This window comes from Sphingobium xenophagum NBRC 107872, assembly GCF_000367345.1.
GTDB lineage: Bacteria > Pseudomonadota > Alphaproteobacteria > Sphingomonadales > Sphingomonadaceae > Sphingobium > Sphingobium xenophagum.
Genome location: NZ_BARE01000001.1, coordinates 231855 through 246423, shown reverse-complemented (window position 1 = coordinate 246423; position 14569 = coordinate 231855). Strand labels below are relative to the sequence as shown.

The following is a 14569-nucleotide window of genomic DNA, read 5'->3' as shown; positions in this document are numbered from 1 at the left end:
GACAATCCGCAAACAAGCGGCGAACTGCTGCCATCTTTTGGTGAAAGCGGCAGCCGTGGCACATTCTGATCTGGTGATTACGCCCGTTTCGGGCAAGGGCGACCTCAAGGCCTTTATCGACCTGCCCTGGTCGATTTACGCCACGGACCCCAATTGGGTGCCGCCACTGAAGGCGGAAATGTACGAATTGCTGACGCCCGGCAAAAATCCCTTTTTCGAACATGCCAAGGCGCAATATTTCCTGGCTCGCCGCAACGGCCGTGTCGTTGGCCGCATTTCGGCCCATTATGACGAACTGGCGCTGTCGATGCCGCCGGAACAGGGCATGGGGGCAGGGACCGGCAATTTCGGCCTGTTGGAGGCGGAAGATGATGCGATTGGCGCGGCGCTGATCGCGCAGGCCGAGCAATGGCTGCGTCAACAGGGCATGACCCGCGTGGTCGGCCCGATCTCGCTGTCGATCTGGGAGGAGCCTGGCCTGCTGATCGCCGGGCATGACCATCCGCCAACGGTCATGATGGGGCATAACAGCCCGACCTATCAGGCGATGGTCGAGGGGGCAGGGTATCAGCCGGTCAAGACGCTCAACTGTTTTGAGCTGGACATCACCCAGAATTTCCCCCCGCTGATCCAGCGCATCGTCGCTTCGGGCCAGAAAAACGAGCGCATCCGCATTCGCAAGGTCGACAAGTCGAAATTCGATGCGGAGGCGGCGATCATCCTCAACATCCTGAACGATGCCTGGGGCCGAAACTGGGGCTTCGTGCCGATCACCGATGCGGAAATCGCGCATACCGGCAAGAAGCTGAAACCCATCGTGTTCGAAGATCTGATCATGATCGCCGAACTGGACGGTGAGCCGGTCGCCTTCATGATGACGCTGCCCGACCTTAACGAGGCGATCAAGCCGCTCAACGGCGCGCTGTTTCCCTTTGGCTGGGCCAAGCTTCTCTGGTGGCTGCGCAAGCCCAAGGTCCGCACAATGCGGGTGCCGCTGATGGGCGTGCTGCAACGGCTGCAATCGTCCCGGCTGGCCAGCCAGCTGGCCTTCATGATGATCGAGGCGATAAGGCTGGAAGCGATCGCCCATTATGGCGCGACGCGTGGCGAGATTGGCTGGGTTCTGGATGACAATCAGGGCATGAACGCCATTGCGCAGGCGATCAACAGCAAGGTCAACAAAGTCTATCAGCTGTACGAAAAGCCGCTCTGATCATGGATCGGCGGGCACGGCGACATCGACCGCGCCTGCCGCAATCCGCGCCACGACCGGCGTTTTCGCCAGCACTTCGCCGTCGATGGATATGCGCTGGCGCGGGCGGGTGGTGATGGTGAAAGCCTTGCCATGCCATTCCTGCGTATGGGCGTCGCGATCGCGCAGCTTGAAGAATTTGGCGTACCAGTCCCACGCCAGCCGCGGCTTGCTGCGCCCGACAACCGCCTGGACCACGATTTCGCCGCTATCGACGTCGGCATGATCGGACAGTTCGACCCCGCCATGAAAGGGGCCGTTCAGGATGCGTACTTCGGTCGACCATAGCCGCCGTTCCTGCTGGCCATCGTCGATGATCAGGCGGAAGGCGCGGAAGCCGACCGAACATTTGATCGCCCATAGCAGATAGCCGATCCGCCCCAGATAGCGTTTCAGCTTGTGCGGCACCGTCCGGCCGATCATCGGCGACAGGCCGAGCGAGGCGGCGTTAACGAAATAATCCTGGTCGATCATGCCCAGGTCCACCCGGCGTCGGCGTCCGTTGGCGATGGCCGCGATCGCGCCGTCCAGATCGAGCGGCAGGCCCAGCGTTCGCGCAAAGCTGTTGGCGGTGCCCAGCGGCAGGACGGCGAACACGCAATCCTTGCCGACAAACTGGTCGACCGTGCTGGACATGGAGCCATCGCCGCCGCCCACGATCACCATCGGCGCGCCATCGGCAATCGCCTTTGCCACGGTTTCTTCCATCAGTGCGGGGTTTTTGACTGCATGGGCGGCGAGCAGGTCGATGCCCGCCTCCTCCAGTTTTTCCTTCGCCTCCGCAAAGAGCGCTTCGCCCTTGCGGCTGTGCGCGTTGACGATCAGCGCGGCCTGACGCGGGAGGGGGCGATTGGAGGATTTCGTTATCATACCACAACAACTCGCGAAGGCGGGTTAGGCTCCGGGGAAACCATGTCCCGCTGGATCGTTACCTGATCATGGCCCGTATCGCTCATCTGTCCGACATTCATTTCGGCGCGCACGATCCGCGCATAGTCGACGCCGCCACAGCCTGGCTGGAGGAGCGTCGGCCCGACCTGGTCATCATCAGCGGCGACCTGACCCAGCGCGCGCGGGTCGAGCAGTTCCGCGCGGCGTCTGCATGGCTCAACCGGCTGCGCGCGGCGGGGCTGAAATTACTGGTCATCCCCGGCAATCATGACATTCCGCTCTATGACGTTGTGCGGCGCTTCGCTGCTCCGCTCAAACGCTACAAACGCTATATCAGTCACGACCTGTGCCCCTGGTATGAGGATGACGAAGTCGCGATCCTTGGCCTCAACACCGCCCGCTCGCTGACCATCAAGGACGGGCGGATCAATCATGACCAGATGGACATGCTGCGGGACTATTTCGCGCCGGTCGCCAGCGGCAAGACGCGCATATTGGTGACGCACCATCCCCTGTTCGCCATGCCGATCGGGCGGGGCGGTGAACTGAGCGAAGCGGTCGGCCAGCATGACGACGCGGTCCAGGCGGCATGCGAAGCGGGCGTCCATCTGGCGCTGGCGGGCCATTTCCACCGCACCTATGCGCAGGCAGCGCGCAAGATGGTGGAACGGGCGGGCGGCGCGTTGATCATCCAGGCCGGCACCGCGACATCGACCCGGCTGCGCAACGCCGAACCGCAAAGCTTCAACTGGCTGCACGTGCGGCGCAACAATGCGATGGAGTTGCAAGTGATCGTCTGGGACGGCGCAGGCTTTCGCCGGGCGAGCCATGTGGAATATGTCCGCGACGGGCAGGATTGGACCGGACACGATATGCGCGATGCGCCCGTCGTTGGGGCTTTGCCGGACGAATAGGATTTGCGGGGCTTAACTTCGCATATTTCCCGGCAATCGAGACATTTACGAACTGAATTTGGTAATAATATTACGTCAATACTTTCTGGCTGGCCGCAGGCCGGACGGAGGGGTATCGCGCCGTGGATAGGGCGACACCCCTCCACCACCGCTACGCGGCGGTCCCCCTCCCCTTGCAGGGGAGGATGGTTTTGTACCGGGTTTGCAAAGCGCATGATCACCAATAGTGTGAGAGTCTGGACAAGCGGCTACTGGAACCAGGCAGGTGCGGCTTTTTAGCATGGGCTATCCTTGTAGGACAGCCGACGGCTCACGCATGATCCTTCCCCTTCAGCGCCTCCGCCAGCGATACTGTCGCGCTGCCGCGTCGGGCCGGGGCGGCCTGGCTGGGGTCGGGTTTCCAGCCTGACAGATAGAGGATCGCCATCTGCTCCGCCGTCCGGCCATCCGGGTCGGCTGCATCGGCAAAATGGCGCGCGGCGGCGACAAGCGCGTCCCGACGCAGCGCGGGGGCGCGCGCCGTCAGCACGTTGCCCGCGCCCATGCCGCGCAGGTCATGCATCAGCCGCAGCAGATCACCATAGCGGATCGTCAGCGTTTCGCCATCGGCCACCGGCATCGCAAAGCCCGCGCGGCTGAGCAGGTCGCCTGCCGATCGCACATCGACCTGCGGGTAGATATGCTGGCCCGGCCGGTCGCCTTCGCCCGCCATCAGCGCGGCGCGCAATCGCGGCAGGCTGCCAGCGCCGGTGAAGGCCGCCAGCATCAGCCCGTCCGGCCGCAGCACCCGCCGCATCAGGATCAGCGCGCCGGGCAGGTCATTGACGCTGTCGAGCGTGCCGCAGGCGATGACCAGATCGAAACTATTGTCGGCAAAGGGCAGGGCGTCCTCATCCCCCTGCACCCCATTGCCGGCACGGGCGGCGCGGAAGCCGGGGTCGATGCAGGCGACCCGCTTGCCCATCGCTTCCAGAGCGGCCCTGGCGCTGCCGTCCGGGCAGCCGATCACCAAGGCTTCGGGCAGGTCGCGCTGCACATCGCCCAGCCGGTCGAGCAGTTCGTCCAGCATGGCGCGATAGAGAAAGTCATGGGTCGCAAAATCGGCCAGCATCCGGTCCCGCCGGATGCTGCGCAGGGAACGGTCGAATATGTCGGGGCTGCTCATGCCGGGCCTTGTGCAACGGGCGGGAAGGGGGGACAAGGCAGATGATGCCTTTCCTGCCGCTTCTCAAGAGCGCGATCCGCCCCGCGCTTGATTATACATTGCCGCCGCGCTGTCCCGGTTGCGGCGTGATCGTGGGGGAAGATCATGGTTTCTGCCTGTCCTGCTGGGACGGCATGGAATTTTTGGGCGAACCCTGTTGCGCGCGCTGCGGCACACCCTTTCCGCATGACATGGGGGAGGGCGCGGAGTGCGGTGCCTGTCTGGCCGATCCGCCGCCCTTCGACAGCGCGCGGGCGGTGCTGGCCTATGGCGATGTCGCGCGCACGGTCGCGCTGCGGTTGAAATATGGGCGGCGCATCGGCCTTGCCCGGCTGGTCGCGCGGCAGATGTTGCGCCATGTGCCCGCGACCGGCGAAGATCCGCCGCTGATCGTGCCGGTGCCGCTGCATCGTTGGCGATTATGGGGGCGGGGGTTCAACCAGTCGGCGCTGATCGCGGATCATCTGGGGCGACTGACCGGGCTGGCGGTGGACAAACATGGTCTGCTGCGGGTCAAGCGGACGGCGCCCTTGCGCGGCATGCATCCGGGGCAACGGGCAAGGGCGGTGCGCGGCGCCTTTGCGCTGGCGGCCGGGCATGGGATGACGGGACGACGCATCCTGCTGATCGACGACGTTCATACCAGCGGCGCGACGGCGGCGGCCTGCACCCATATTCTCAAGCGCGGCGGGGCTGGCGAGGTGCGGTTGCTGTGCTGGGCGCGGGCCTTGCCACGCGAAAGCGCTGATTGACAATGCGGAGCAAAGCCCCAATTTCAGGGAATAAGGAGCAACGACGGACAGATGGCAAAGGTCGAAATCTATACCAAGGCGTTTTGCGGCTATTGCGCGCGGGCCAAGGCACTGCTGAACGACAAGGGTGTCGCGTTCGAGGAATATGACATCACGATGGGCGGGCCGAAACGCGCCGAGATGCTGGAACGCAGCCGGGGCGGCAGCACCGTGCCGCAAATCTTCATCGACGGACAGCATATCGGTGGTAGCGACGACATGGCGGCGCTGAACCGGCAGGGCAAGCTCGACCCGCTGCTGGGGTTGTGACCACGATGCGCGCCGCGCTGTTCCAGATGACCAGCGGCATTGATCCTGCCGCCAATGCCGCTGCCATCGTGGCGATGGCGGCGCGGGCCAGGGGGGAGGGGGCGGACATGCTCTTCACCCCGGAAATGGCGGGCTATCTGGACCGCGACCGCGCGCGCGCTGCTGCCACATTGCGATCCCAAGCCGATGATGCCGTGCTGGCCGCCGTGCGCGATGCGGCGGCCAGGGAGGGCCTGTGGATTCATATCGGATCGCTGCCTCTGAAAGATGAGCGTACCGACGGTCGCTGGGCCAATCGCAGCTTCCTGATCGACGACACCGGCGCGATCCGGGCGCAATATGACAAGATCCACCTGTTCGACGTCGATCTGGCGACGGGAGAAAGCTGGCGCGAATCGTCGGTCTATGGACCGGGCGAACAGGTGGTCGCTGCCGATACGCCCTGGGGCCGTATGGGTTTTTCGATCTGCTACGACATGCGCTTTCCCGACCTGTATCGCGCGCTGACCAATGCCGGGGCAACGATCCTTCTGGCCCCGGCCGCCTTCACCGTGCCGACCGGACAGGCGCATTGGCATGTGCTGCTGCGCGCCCGCGCGATCGAGGCGGGCTGTTTCGTCATTGCGACGGCGCAGGTCGGCGCGCATGCGGACGGTCGCGTGACCTATGGCCATAGCCTGGTGGTCGATCCATGGGGCGAGGTGCTGCTCGACATGGGGGAGTCCGGGGGACTGGGGCTTGTCGATATCGACCTGACGCGGCTAGGGGAGGTGCGGGCGCGTGTGCCCGCCATCGCCAACCGCCGTGCCATTGCGCAGGAAGTGCAAATTTCGTGATCGTGTTCGACCTCAAATGCCAGTCGCAGGGCCATGTGTTCGAAGCCTGGTTCGGTTCCAGCGCCGACTATGCGGACCAGCAGGAACGCGGACTTCTGGCCTGCCCGATATGTGGCGACCCGCAGGTGACCAAAGCGGTGATGGCGCCCGCGGTGGCGGCCAAGGGTAATAGCCGCTCGGTCGTGGTGCAGGATGCTGCCGCGCCCACGCCCGACGCCCCTGTCGCGATCAGCACGGGCGACGCGGCCAAGATGCGCGCGATGGTCGAAGCGCTTGCGCAGGCCCAGCAAAAGCTGCTGGAAGGGTCCACCTGGGTCGGCCGCGGCTTTGCCGAACAGGCGCGCGCCATGCATTATGGCGAACAGGCCAGCGGCAGCATCCATGGCGAGGTCGCCCCGGCAGAGGCGAAAGCGCTGATGGAAGAGGGCGTGCCGGTCGCGCCGCTGCCTTTTCCCGTCATTCCCCCCGAAGCGAAGAATTGACCGCGTCGTCTGCCCATAATAGAGGCCAAGCGATGGGCACCCGTAGCTCAGCAGGATAGAGCATCAGATTCCTAATCTGAGGGCCATGGGTTCGAATCCCGTCGGGTGCACCACTTTTCACATATAATTCAATGGCTTAGATTCTCCTGCTGCGGCCTAGCCGGATTTTCATGTGCCAAGTGTGTGCCGCGCTTTTCCTTGGTTTTCCGCCGATTCCCGCACCATTCCGGCAAGTCCATGGCACATAGATGGCACATGGACTGCGTATCTTGTTACGCGCAAACTCGATCACCAACACGATCGTTATGCTGGCTCAAAATCTCAAAGTGCAACCCCCGTGCAGACACTTCAGTCATCAGCACATCACCCGCCACTCGGCTCCCGTCCGCTACGCCATGGCTCCAGCCAATAATTTTGCGACGCTGCGCGGCGACCAGCTCGCGCCCATCAGCGATAGGATCAAACGCCGCCGATGACGTGACGTTAATCTTACGCTCCCCGAACGCATCAGACGGCGGCACCATGGGCGCAATCACTATGTCAGCGGTGTGATATTCATAGGGTGCCTTGCCATCAGGCCCCATGCCGGGCGTAAAAAGCGTAAGCCCAAATGCGCGTCGATAAGCATGGGAGTAGAGGCCAATCACAAAGCGCCGGTCCTCCCGATCAGGGCCGGTCGCGTCATCAGGACATAGTTCACAAACCAGCAGCCGAAATGCCGCCACAAAATCTATCTGGTCGAGCTTGTCCAGGCCGCGCCGCTCGATCTCATCGAACAGACTAGTCGCGCTCAATTTTCCCGCACCGACCATGGCGATCGCCAACGACTGGCGAGGGAAAGGCATAATCTTGTGCTCAAGCCGAAGGACACACCCCTCACGGTCAAAATAGCCCTGATCGGTGTAGAGATAGGCCGCTTGAGGCTGAACAATCAGGTTCGCCAGGGACATGCTTCGTCTCCAAAATAGTTGTTGTCGACATCGGCGGAAAGATAGGCGTCAACAGCCTCACCGGGCAGGAACACGCGATCGGTGCCGGTATCATCGCCGAGCTGCTGCACCAGATCGGCAATAGCATCAGGCGAGCGCGTGGCCGTCTTAGCCTTCGCGGTGGCTTCCGCGATCTGGTCGAGGAATGCACCGCCAGCCTTGGCCTGTTGGGCTTTCTCGCGACGATCTATGATTTCACCCACAACGCGCGCAGTGCGTTCGCCCGCCTTAGCCAGTGATACCGTGGTCCCCACGCCAGCAGTGGTTGCGACCAGCGTATCGAGCGCAGCACCGGGACGGGCAGCCCAAAAGTCCTTCACCGTCTTATCGGGATTGAGCGTGGCCCATTCGTTCAGGTCTTGCAAGAATGTCGCGGCCTGCTCCCCCGGCACTTCCGCCATTATCTGGCGCACGAATGTCTTGCCCAGCGGAGTCTTGTTGGCGATGTCGCCCACCAACTTACTGACTGGCAGCTTTTCGGTCAGAATTTCGATAGAGCCTTGCACCAAGGCATAACCTTGCGCAGCAAACGGGTCCAACCCCTTGCTCCGCGCTGCCTTGTATTCGGTCCCCGCCGTTGCAGCCCCCGCAAACGACACACCAGCCTGTGGCCCGGCAGTCAGCCCAACTGCTACCGATCCAAGGGCAATCGGGGCGCTCTCGACCCCAGAAAATGCAGCATCGACAAAACGATTGCCTGAGCGAACCCGCCAGCTATCAGCCTTTTTGTCCGCCCAATTCTGAACACTGGTGGCACCTTCCGCGAGAAGTCCCTCCAGCGATCCGCCAAACAGCTTCTCTTGCGCCCACGCGATTGGGCTATTCTGTTCCGCAGTCTCAGACAAGCCACGGATGAACCCAGCAGGCGCACCAACAAGGGCGCTGTAGCCGCCAGTGGCAAGGCTAGAACCAACTCCTTTGACGGTGTAGAACGCCTTACCGAACAGTCCCAGATTGTCGTAATCGTCGGCGGCGATGGCGGCGTTGTCCGGCTTGGCGGACCAGCGCCCGATGGCGGGATGTTGGCGCATGACCTCATTTGCACGGGCCGCGCGCTGTTGTGCCTCGAAATTTGGTAGATCAGATTGGACGACAACTGCGGGGAGGCCACGCTCTTTGGCTATGGCATTTGCACGCGCTGCCTCATCAGGCTTTGCGACCTGTATGCGGAAAGCAGTCTGGGCCGAGCGCTGCTTCTCGAAATAGTCGTCATAAGGATTGGTCGCCATATCAACGCACCTTCATTGACTGATAGGCCTCGGCCACAACTTCCGGAGGAACGTCCTTCACACCAAACTTGCGCTTGTAAGCGTCCTCAATCTGCCACCTGACATTGGGAGGAATGTCGTCTACCTTGATCTCATATCGTCTAAACTTCTTGTCAGACACACCGCCAAAGAAGCCTTTGTGTGGGATGATCACCTCTTTGGTAGCCGAGATGAAGGCCTGATATAATTCCACTTCTGTTGGCTTGCGCTTGCCGCCAGTGGCCGCGATCAGTTCGCTCTCCATGATTTTCTGCACCGCGACCCGCTTAACAGCGCCGGTTTCCTTATCGCTGAACCCCAAGTCGGGCGTGTCATATGTGCTAATCGTTGCGGCAACCTTGGCGCGGATACCTGCGTCCGGGTCACCCTTCTTCATCTTTGCCTGGGCGATGAGGAAGCCCTGAAGCTCGGCACGGGTCATCTCGCCAGCAAAACGACCAAGTGGCCTGTTCATAAACGCTTCGGGTTTGTTAATTCGTTCGATTTCAAGCTCAGTCGCGCGCGCGCCGTGGGCCGCCACATCTTTTGGCGTGGCATTTGACTTTGCTGTGCTGATGTATCCCTTCAATGCGTCGGCGTTGAGGCCACTACGGATGCCTAATGGCATCTGCGAAATGTCGGTGAAGGCGTCGCCGCGCTTGATTACCCACTCGCTGGCCGCACGGTCGGCGTCAGCCTCCTTGCGGGCGATCAGGCTATCATTCACTGACACATACCGCCTGATACCATCCTTCACGCGCTCGCGCTTTTCCGGTGTCCAGTCGGTACGGGCATCGACCTGCGCCAGTTTGCTTTCCAGATCAATGCGCGTGGACGACTGCTGCGCCTGCCCGATGACCTTGGTAGGATCGACCACCTTGCCGTTCTGTTTGACCACCATGTGGAGGTGCGGCCCTGTCGAATGGCCAGTAGAGCCAACCCCACCAAGCCGCGTGTCTGGCGTCACCATGTCGCCAGGCTTGAGCGCCGAAGCACCCTGCATGTGCGAATAACTGGAGGTCATGCCGTTGCCATGGTCGATGACCACGAAATTGCCGCTCTTATCGTCATAGCCCGACCGCACAACCTTACCCGCGCCGGTCGCATAGATCGGCGTGCCGGGGAAGGCAGGGAAATCGACGCCGTTGTGCCTTTTGCCGCCGCCACGATCCACGCCGAAGGCAGATGAAACACCCTTGCCAGCGCCCCGGAGAGGATCGGAATAGTTGACGCCAGCCCCGTCAGCCGGGAGCGAGAGGCCCAATATCTCCCTGACGCCATAGTCCGTATCGCGGGCCAGCAATGGAGACTTGAGAGATTGCAGGGCCGCATTGCGATCCTTGCCCGTCATGCCATCCTCATTGGCGTCGAAATAGGCCTTCGCCAGATCAACATCCTCACCAGAAAGGTAGCGATCTACGATTGATAGGTGGATGCCAGAGACGGCTTTACGCTCTTCCGCCTTGATAATATCGGGATCGTTCAAACCAGCCATGCGGGCGTTTTCTGCTACTTGCGCGCGGGCGCTGGCGATGAATTGCGAGCGCTCATCGGGACTGGCGGAATCGATCGCGCTTTCCATGAAGTTTATCAGCTTCGCGCTGCCGGTTTCCTGGCCATAAACGCGCGCCTGGCTTGCTGCATAAAGGCCGATTTCGTTGCGGGCGCTCGCGCGAAGGCGGGCAATCTGTGGCTCCAGATATTTTTTGGTCCGAGGATCAGCCTGCGTCAGCACCTCATTGAGTGCCTCATCTATGGACTTTTCAGCATCAGGGATTGCATCAAGCGCCAGCTTCCCCGGCTTCGATTTGAGATCAGCCAATATGCCCGATACGGACGAATGGGCAGTCAATTGCCGATCGTCCGAGTTCGTTTTGGCCAAACCTTCCTGAATCTGATCCTGCGCGACAGCATAGTCACCTACCGCACCGCCAATTTGCTGCAAACCGCGAGCGATGGCTCCAGCTACGCCCCCATCGTTGTCTGCTGCACGAAAGCGCGCCCGCGTCGCTTCGACCGGACCAACGGCAGGACTGCCATATGTCTGGATACGGGGCATCAGCTCGCTAAGCCGCTGACAGGCAGAGCCTTGGCACCGACAGGCGACCAGACGCCCTCTGGCGCAGGAACCTCCTCTTGGGGGCCAAACTGGCGTCGGTTCTCAGACACCCGAAAATCGTCGCGGTGGTCGGCTTCCCATTCCGCCAGTTCGCCGGGATCTGTCGGCTTCAGCTTCCAGTTGAGGCCCGACCATTCGACCAGATCGCCGGGCAGGCCCCACGCGCCATCGGGCAACTGGAGGCGGACTAGAGCGAGCTGGATGCTCATGCGACGGCCCCCGGTTCGATGGCAGCGCAGCGCTGGCGCAAACTCGAATTCGTTCTCTCCACCAAGCCCATCACGCCGCCTTGGCGCTCCAACTCAAAGCGATCATTCCCCGGATTGGTCATGCTCATATCGAGACCATTGTTGAACAGTAGGCCCGCGATCATGCGGAGGTGGCGAGAATCGCGCGCGTCCGACATGATAAATTGAAAGTCATCCTGCCGAATGACCCCGGCATCATACATCGGCTTTACCGCGACTACGACTGCCTCCCCGGCTTCGCGATAGATGACGGCCTGCTCTGCCAATTCCTTGGCGAATTTTTCCATCTTCCGTGCCGCTGCGAGCCGCGTTTTGATCTTGCCCTCGACCATGTCGATCACGGCTTGCTGGTCTGCGCGGCGCGCATCTGCCTTTTCCGCCGCAGCCTGAATCTTGGTTGCTTCCCACGCGCCATCCAACTGGCGACGCTGCGCCTTCACAGCCTCCAGATGGACGAATGCCTTATCAACATCGTCCTGTGTCGCTTCACCGATAGTTTTGCGATAGGCCGCGAGATTGTGGTGCTGTTGCGCCCCGGTCAGCAGCGCCTCCAGTTCAGCGCATTGCAGATCATAGTCGGCCTGGGTCAGTCGTTCCGTCATTGTCACACTCCTTTTTGATCGTCGGAGCCGACGATAGGGTCAGGAGGGCGGCGGGTTGAATCGACTACAAAGATGGTTGTGAAAGTGTCTCGGAGTGCGTGGCTTGTTCGGTCGGTGGAGAAATCGGGCTTTCGCTGCAATGGGAGATTGCGCGTCAGCCGAGCATCGAAGAGCGCAGCTGGTGATCTTGCAAGTTATCGGGCAGAGGGTGGCGCTTCGGCCAATACCCTACGCCCTTGATGTTGTGGAAGCGTTTAGACCGCCAGATATTGGTGCCCAAAACCTTAGACTTGTCGCCACCTTCTATATGGAAGCCGCGCGATTGCAGAGCATCTAGTAGCTCCGATCGCGTCAATGGCCTCTTGGTCGCCATGATTATCTCTTCGGCTGCGTCCATCATTTCAAAAACGTATTTGGAGCGCTCTGCCCTGTTCATAGCAGGGGCGGCAAATAGGTCCGCTTGCTGACTCCCATCGCGGCGCGGCTTACGCGCCCCGGAAATCAAATCTTGATAGCTGTTAACGAGTGCATTTAGGTTCTCGACACGTTCCTGCCACTCGCGCGCGGCTTGAATTGCTTGGTCCCTTTGCTCGATCAGCTTTTTCAGCACATCGTCCATGACACCCTCCGAGGACTCCAATACACGACTTTCCTAGGAATTCAACCCTTGGTTGGATTTGGAGTCCAGAGAATTGCAACAGACACTCGCATGTGTTATGCCCTGAGCGTCTTTAGTGAAGGAATCGGTTATCAAGATCATGCAAGCCAGCGCGGCGCTGATGAAAACGACAGAAAAAAAAGGGCCAGCAAAAGCCAGCCCTCTTCCGATTTCTGTCCCGGTAGGAACATGCGAAACCGTCGTTGCAGACAAAGAATCGCACTTCCTATCGGGCAGGTCAACACTTGTTTGAAGGATTTGCGACAATGGCAAAGACTGTTATTTTCCGACAATGCATAACCCTCAAAAACGGAAGGCGCATTTGCCTTCCCAAGGGCAGAGCCTTTCCCATCACCATTGATGTGGACGAGCCTGAAAAGCCGAAGGGCGAATAAGACAAGGAACAGGGCCGGAAGTTACCGGCCCTGTTTTCATTCGGCCCGCTGCGAATACCCCTTTCACTGGGGGCTACCTTGCCAGCCTGCGCAACATTGGCCCCGCAGTGCTCAGTGGTAGCGGACATCAGGTCCGTCCAATTCTGCATAGCGATCAATCGGGCGCATCGACGTGTAGTTGTCGGGATTGAGATAGCCCGGCACATCCACCGGCATCACCGCCTCCGCAAAGGTCAGAGCCAGCGCGTCGCCATCATCAGGAGACGATAGACCGCGCGCCTTCATGTCCTTCTTGCGCTCCAGCTGGATCGACACCTGATCGGGACCATAGCCATATTCAGGCCCGGTCAGATCGGCCTCCAGATCGTCGCAGTCAGGGATAGCGCCAGTGGGCAACCAGGCGCGCAGCTTCGTCCACATCTCGGCCCGCTTGTTGGCCGTTTTCACCCGAACGCCGGTGGCCCAATCGACCTCCCGCCCCTTGCCCCCGAAATTGACCTCAAAGACGTTCTGAACCTGAAGCTGGCGCAAGCGATCCACCACGCCCGCACCCATTGCGCCCACATCGACAAAGATGGCTTCGGGGTTCCAACGCCGTGCCTCCAGCGCAATATCACCGGCCACCGTCATAGTGTCAGCGCCGTGCCAGCGTTTCCATTCTATGCCCCGCGCGTCTCGCCCACGCCGGATTGCCAGCGTGCTATGATCATCGCCGAAACGGGCAATATCGACGCCAAAGATCAGCGGATCGGAACGCAGCGGGTCTAGCGCCTCCCGTTTGCGCGCCTGCTGCACGATTTCCGAGGATATGAATTGCGTCGACCCGGCGCGGGGGAATTGCCCTTTGACACGGACGCGGACAAAATCGCTGTCCTCCCCGTAGGTTTCGATCCACGTCTGAAGGAGCGCCTTGTTGGTTCGCTTCACATATCGGCCATCAACCTGCCGGTGCGTCCACTGATTGCGGAACCGGCCCGCTATCGCCTCCCTAAAACGCCCGGTGTTTCGCGTTGGGTTGCCATAGGCCATCCACAGGATTTCGGTCTTGGCATCGGTCAGGCCTCCCGACGCGGTATCCCAGATGGCATCAAGGATGGCCGACGCTTCATCGAATAGCAGGATGACGCGTTTCCCGGCATTGTGCAGCCCGGCGAATGCTTCCGTATTGCGCTCGCTCCATGGGATCGCGTCGATACGCCACGTCCGATCATGCCCGGCCTCCGTCGAATGGATGCTGGTTGCCTCTAGGGCGAACATGTCGCGCAGCACGTCGAATTGCAGAAGGCCATACCACTTGGCCAGTTCCGGCCATGTTTTGGTGCGCAACTGCGTGTCGGTATTAGCCGTCACGACGCCGCGCGTATCCTCCCGCGTCATGATGGCCCACAGGATCAGCCAGGACACTTCAGACGATTTGCCGATGCCGTGGCCCGATGCCGTAGCGTCCTGAATGACCTTGAAGGGATCAGCCGTCAGGCTGTCACCGATCGCAACGAGCTGCTCGCGCTGCCACTGGTCGGGGCCGTCCTCATCGACCAGTGAGGTTCCCTCTCTACCCCATGGGAAAGCCCAGAGGACGAAGCCAAGCGGATCATGGGTAAAGCGGGCAAGGTCGCCTATGACCTCACGGCGAATTTCATCTGGTGTCACTGTCACGCTCCTTATCGGAGC

The 14569-nt window shown here is 61.1% G+C and carries 15 protein-coding genes and 1 tRNA gene; 7 read left to right on the top strand and 9 right to left on the bottom strand.

Annotated features, from left to right (window positions below):
- The first annotated feature begins 55 nt into the window (after positions 1–55).
- Positions 56–1213 (top strand): GNAT family N-acetyltransferase, encoded by a 1158-nt coding sequence (locus SX1_RS01310; RefSeq protein ID WP_026149393.1) that lies wholly within the window; start codon positions 56–58, stop codon positions 1211–1213.
- On the opposite strand, the gene SX1_RS01305 is transcribed toward SX1_RS01310, so the two are convergent.
- Positions 1214–2122 carry a diacylglycerol/lipid kinase family protein gene (locus tag SX1_RS01305; protein WP_019051594.1) on the bottom strand — a complete coding sequence of 303 codons (909 nt, stop codon included), beginning with the start codon at positions 2120–2122 and terminating at the stop codon, positions 1214–1216. It lies immediately after the preceding gene.
- Positions 2123–2190: 68 nt separating this feature from the next.
- Between SX1_RS01305 and SX1_RS01300 the strand changes: the two genes are divergently transcribed.
- Entirely contained in the window at positions 2191–3057 is an 867-nt protein-coding gene (locus SX1_RS01300) for a metallophosphoesterase family protein (protein WP_019051593.1), read from the top strand.
- Positions 3058–3367: 310 nt separating this feature from the next.
- On the opposite strand, the gene SX1_RS01295 is transcribed toward SX1_RS01300, so the two are convergent.
- Entirely contained in the window at positions 3368–4222 is an 855-nt protein-coding gene (locus tag SX1_RS01295; protein WP_019051592.1) for a class I SAM-dependent methyltransferase, read from the bottom strand.
- 41 nt (positions 4223–4263) lie between these two features.
- On the opposite strand from SX1_RS01295, the gene SX1_RS01290 reads away from it, so the two are divergent.
- The 5 genes from SX1_RS01290 to SX1_RS01270 all read left to right on the top strand — a co-directional run bounded on the left by SX1_RS01290 (position 4264) and on the right by SX1_RS01270 (position 6753).
- Positions 4264–5013, top strand: coding sequence for a ComF family protein (locus tag SX1_RS01290; protein ID WP_019051591.1), 750 nt, complete (start codon positions 4264–4266; stop codon positions 5011–5013).
- Between the two features lie 51 nt (positions 5014–5064).
- Complete coding sequence (gene grxC / locus SX1_RS01285; protein ID WP_017181522.1) at positions 5065–5322, top strand: glutaredoxin 3; 258 nt, start codon at positions 5065–5067, stop codon at positions 5320–5322.
- Positions 5323–5327: 5 nt separating this feature from the next.
- Positions 5328–6158: a carbon-nitrogen hydrolase family protein gene (locus SX1_RS01280; protein ID WP_019051590.1), complete on the top strand. Its 831-nt coding sequence runs from the start codon at positions 5328–5330 to the stop codon at positions 6156–6158.
- Positions 6155–6640: a DUF1178 family protein gene (locus SX1_RS01275; RefSeq protein ID WP_019051589.1), complete on the top strand. Its 486-nt coding sequence runs from the start codon at positions 6155–6157 to the stop codon at positions 6638–6640. Before SX1_RS01280 ends, SX1_RS01275 begins: the two co-directional genes overlap by 4 nt.
- 36 nt (positions 6641–6676) lie before the next feature.
- Positions 6677–6753: transfer RNA gene (locus tag SX1_RS01270), tRNA-Arg, on the top strand.
- 159 nt (positions 6754–6912) lie between these two features.
- On the opposite strand, the gene SX1_RS01265 is transcribed toward SX1_RS01270, so the two are convergent.
- The 7 genes from SX1_RS01265 to SX1_RS01230 form a co-directional block, all read right to left on the bottom strand.
- On the bottom strand, positions 6913–7590 hold the full coding sequence (locus SX1_RS01265) for a hypothetical protein (RefSeq protein ID WP_019051588.1): 678 nt from the start codon (positions 7588–7590) through the stop codon (positions 6913–6915).
- Complete coding sequence (locus SX1_RS01260; RefSeq protein WP_019051587.1) at positions 7572–8858, bottom strand: LPD22 domain-containing protein; 1287 nt, start codon at positions 8856–8858, stop codon at positions 7572–7574. The genes SX1_RS01265 and SX1_RS01260 overlap by 19 nt, the downstream gene beginning before the upstream one ends.
- A gap of 1 nt (position 8859) precedes the next feature.
- On the bottom strand, positions 8860–10935 hold the full coding sequence (locus tag SX1_RS23465) for a M23 family metallopeptidase (RefSeq protein ID WP_019051586.1): 2076 nt from the start codon (positions 10933–10935) through the stop codon (positions 8860–8862).
- On the bottom strand, positions 10935–11204 hold the full coding sequence (locus SX1_RS01250; protein ID WP_019051585.1) for a hypothetical protein: 270 nt from the start codon (positions 11202–11204) through the stop codon (positions 10935–10937). Before SX1_RS01250 ends, SX1_RS23465 begins: the two co-directional genes overlap by 1 nt.
- Positions 11201–11845, bottom strand: coding sequence for a hypothetical protein (locus tag SX1_RS01245; protein ID WP_019051584.1), 645 nt, complete (start codon positions 11843–11845; stop codon positions 11201–11203). The genes SX1_RS01250 and SX1_RS01245 overlap by 4 nt, the downstream gene beginning before the upstream one ends.
- Positions 11846–11999: 154 nt before the next feature.
- Entirely contained in the window at positions 12000–12464 is a 465-nt protein-coding gene (locus tag SX1_RS01240) for a hypothetical protein (RefSeq protein ID WP_157410053.1), read from the bottom strand.
- Positions 12465–13009: 545 nt separating this feature from the next.
- A complete protein-coding gene (locus tag SX1_RS01230; protein ID WP_019051582.1) occupies positions 13010–14548 on the bottom strand; it encodes a terminase in 1539 nt (512 codons plus the stop codon).
- Between the last annotated feature and the right edge of the window lie 21 nt (positions 14549–14569).

Coding starts and splice junctions, on each gene's coding strand:
- SX1_RS01280 (WP_019051590.1), top strand. CDS start 5,328: ATGCGCGCCGCGCTGTTCCAGATGACCAGCGGCATTGATCCTGCCGCC.
- SX1_RS01305 (WP_019051594.1), bottom strand. CDS start 2,122: ATGATAACGAAATCCTCCAATCGCCCCCTCCCGCGTCAGGCCGCGCTG.
- SX1_RS01245 (WP_019051584.1), bottom strand. CDS start 11,845: ATGACGGAACGACTGACCCAGGCCGACTATGATCTGCAATGCGCTGAA.
- SX1_RS01265 (WP_019051588.1), bottom strand. CDS start 7,590: ATGTCCCTGGCGAACCTGATTGTTCAGCCTCAAGCGGCCTATCTCTAC.
- SX1_RS23465 (WP_019051586.1), bottom strand. CDS start 10,935: ATGCCCCGTATCCAGACATATGGCAGTCCTGCCGTTGGTCCGGTCGAA.
- SX1_RS01240 (WP_157410053.1), bottom strand. CDS start 12,464: ATGGACGATGTGCTGAAAAAGCTGATCGAGCAAAGGGACCAAGCAATT.
- SX1_RS01300 (WP_019051593.1), top strand. CDS start 2,191: ATGGCCCGTATCGCTCATCTGTCCGACATTCATTTCGGCGCGCACGAT.
- SX1_RS01290 (WP_019051591.1), top strand. CDS start 4,264: ATGATGCCTTTCCTGCCGCTTCTCAAGAGCGCGATCCGCCCCGCGCTT.
- SX1_RS01260 (WP_019051587.1), bottom strand. CDS start 8,858: ATGGCGACCAATCCTTATGACGACTATTTCGAGAAGCAGCGCTCGGCC.
- SX1_RS01295 (WP_019051592.1), bottom strand. CDS start 4,222: ATGAGCAGCCCCGACATATTCGACCGTTCCCTGCGCAGCATCCGGCGG.
- SX1_RS01250 (WP_019051585.1), bottom strand. CDS start 11,204: ATGAGCATCCAGCTCGCTCTAGTCCGCCTCCAGTTGCCCGATGGCGCG.
- grxC (WP_017181522.1), top strand. CDS start 5,065: ATGGCAAAGGTCGAAATCTATACCAAGGCGTTTTGCGGCTATTGCGCG.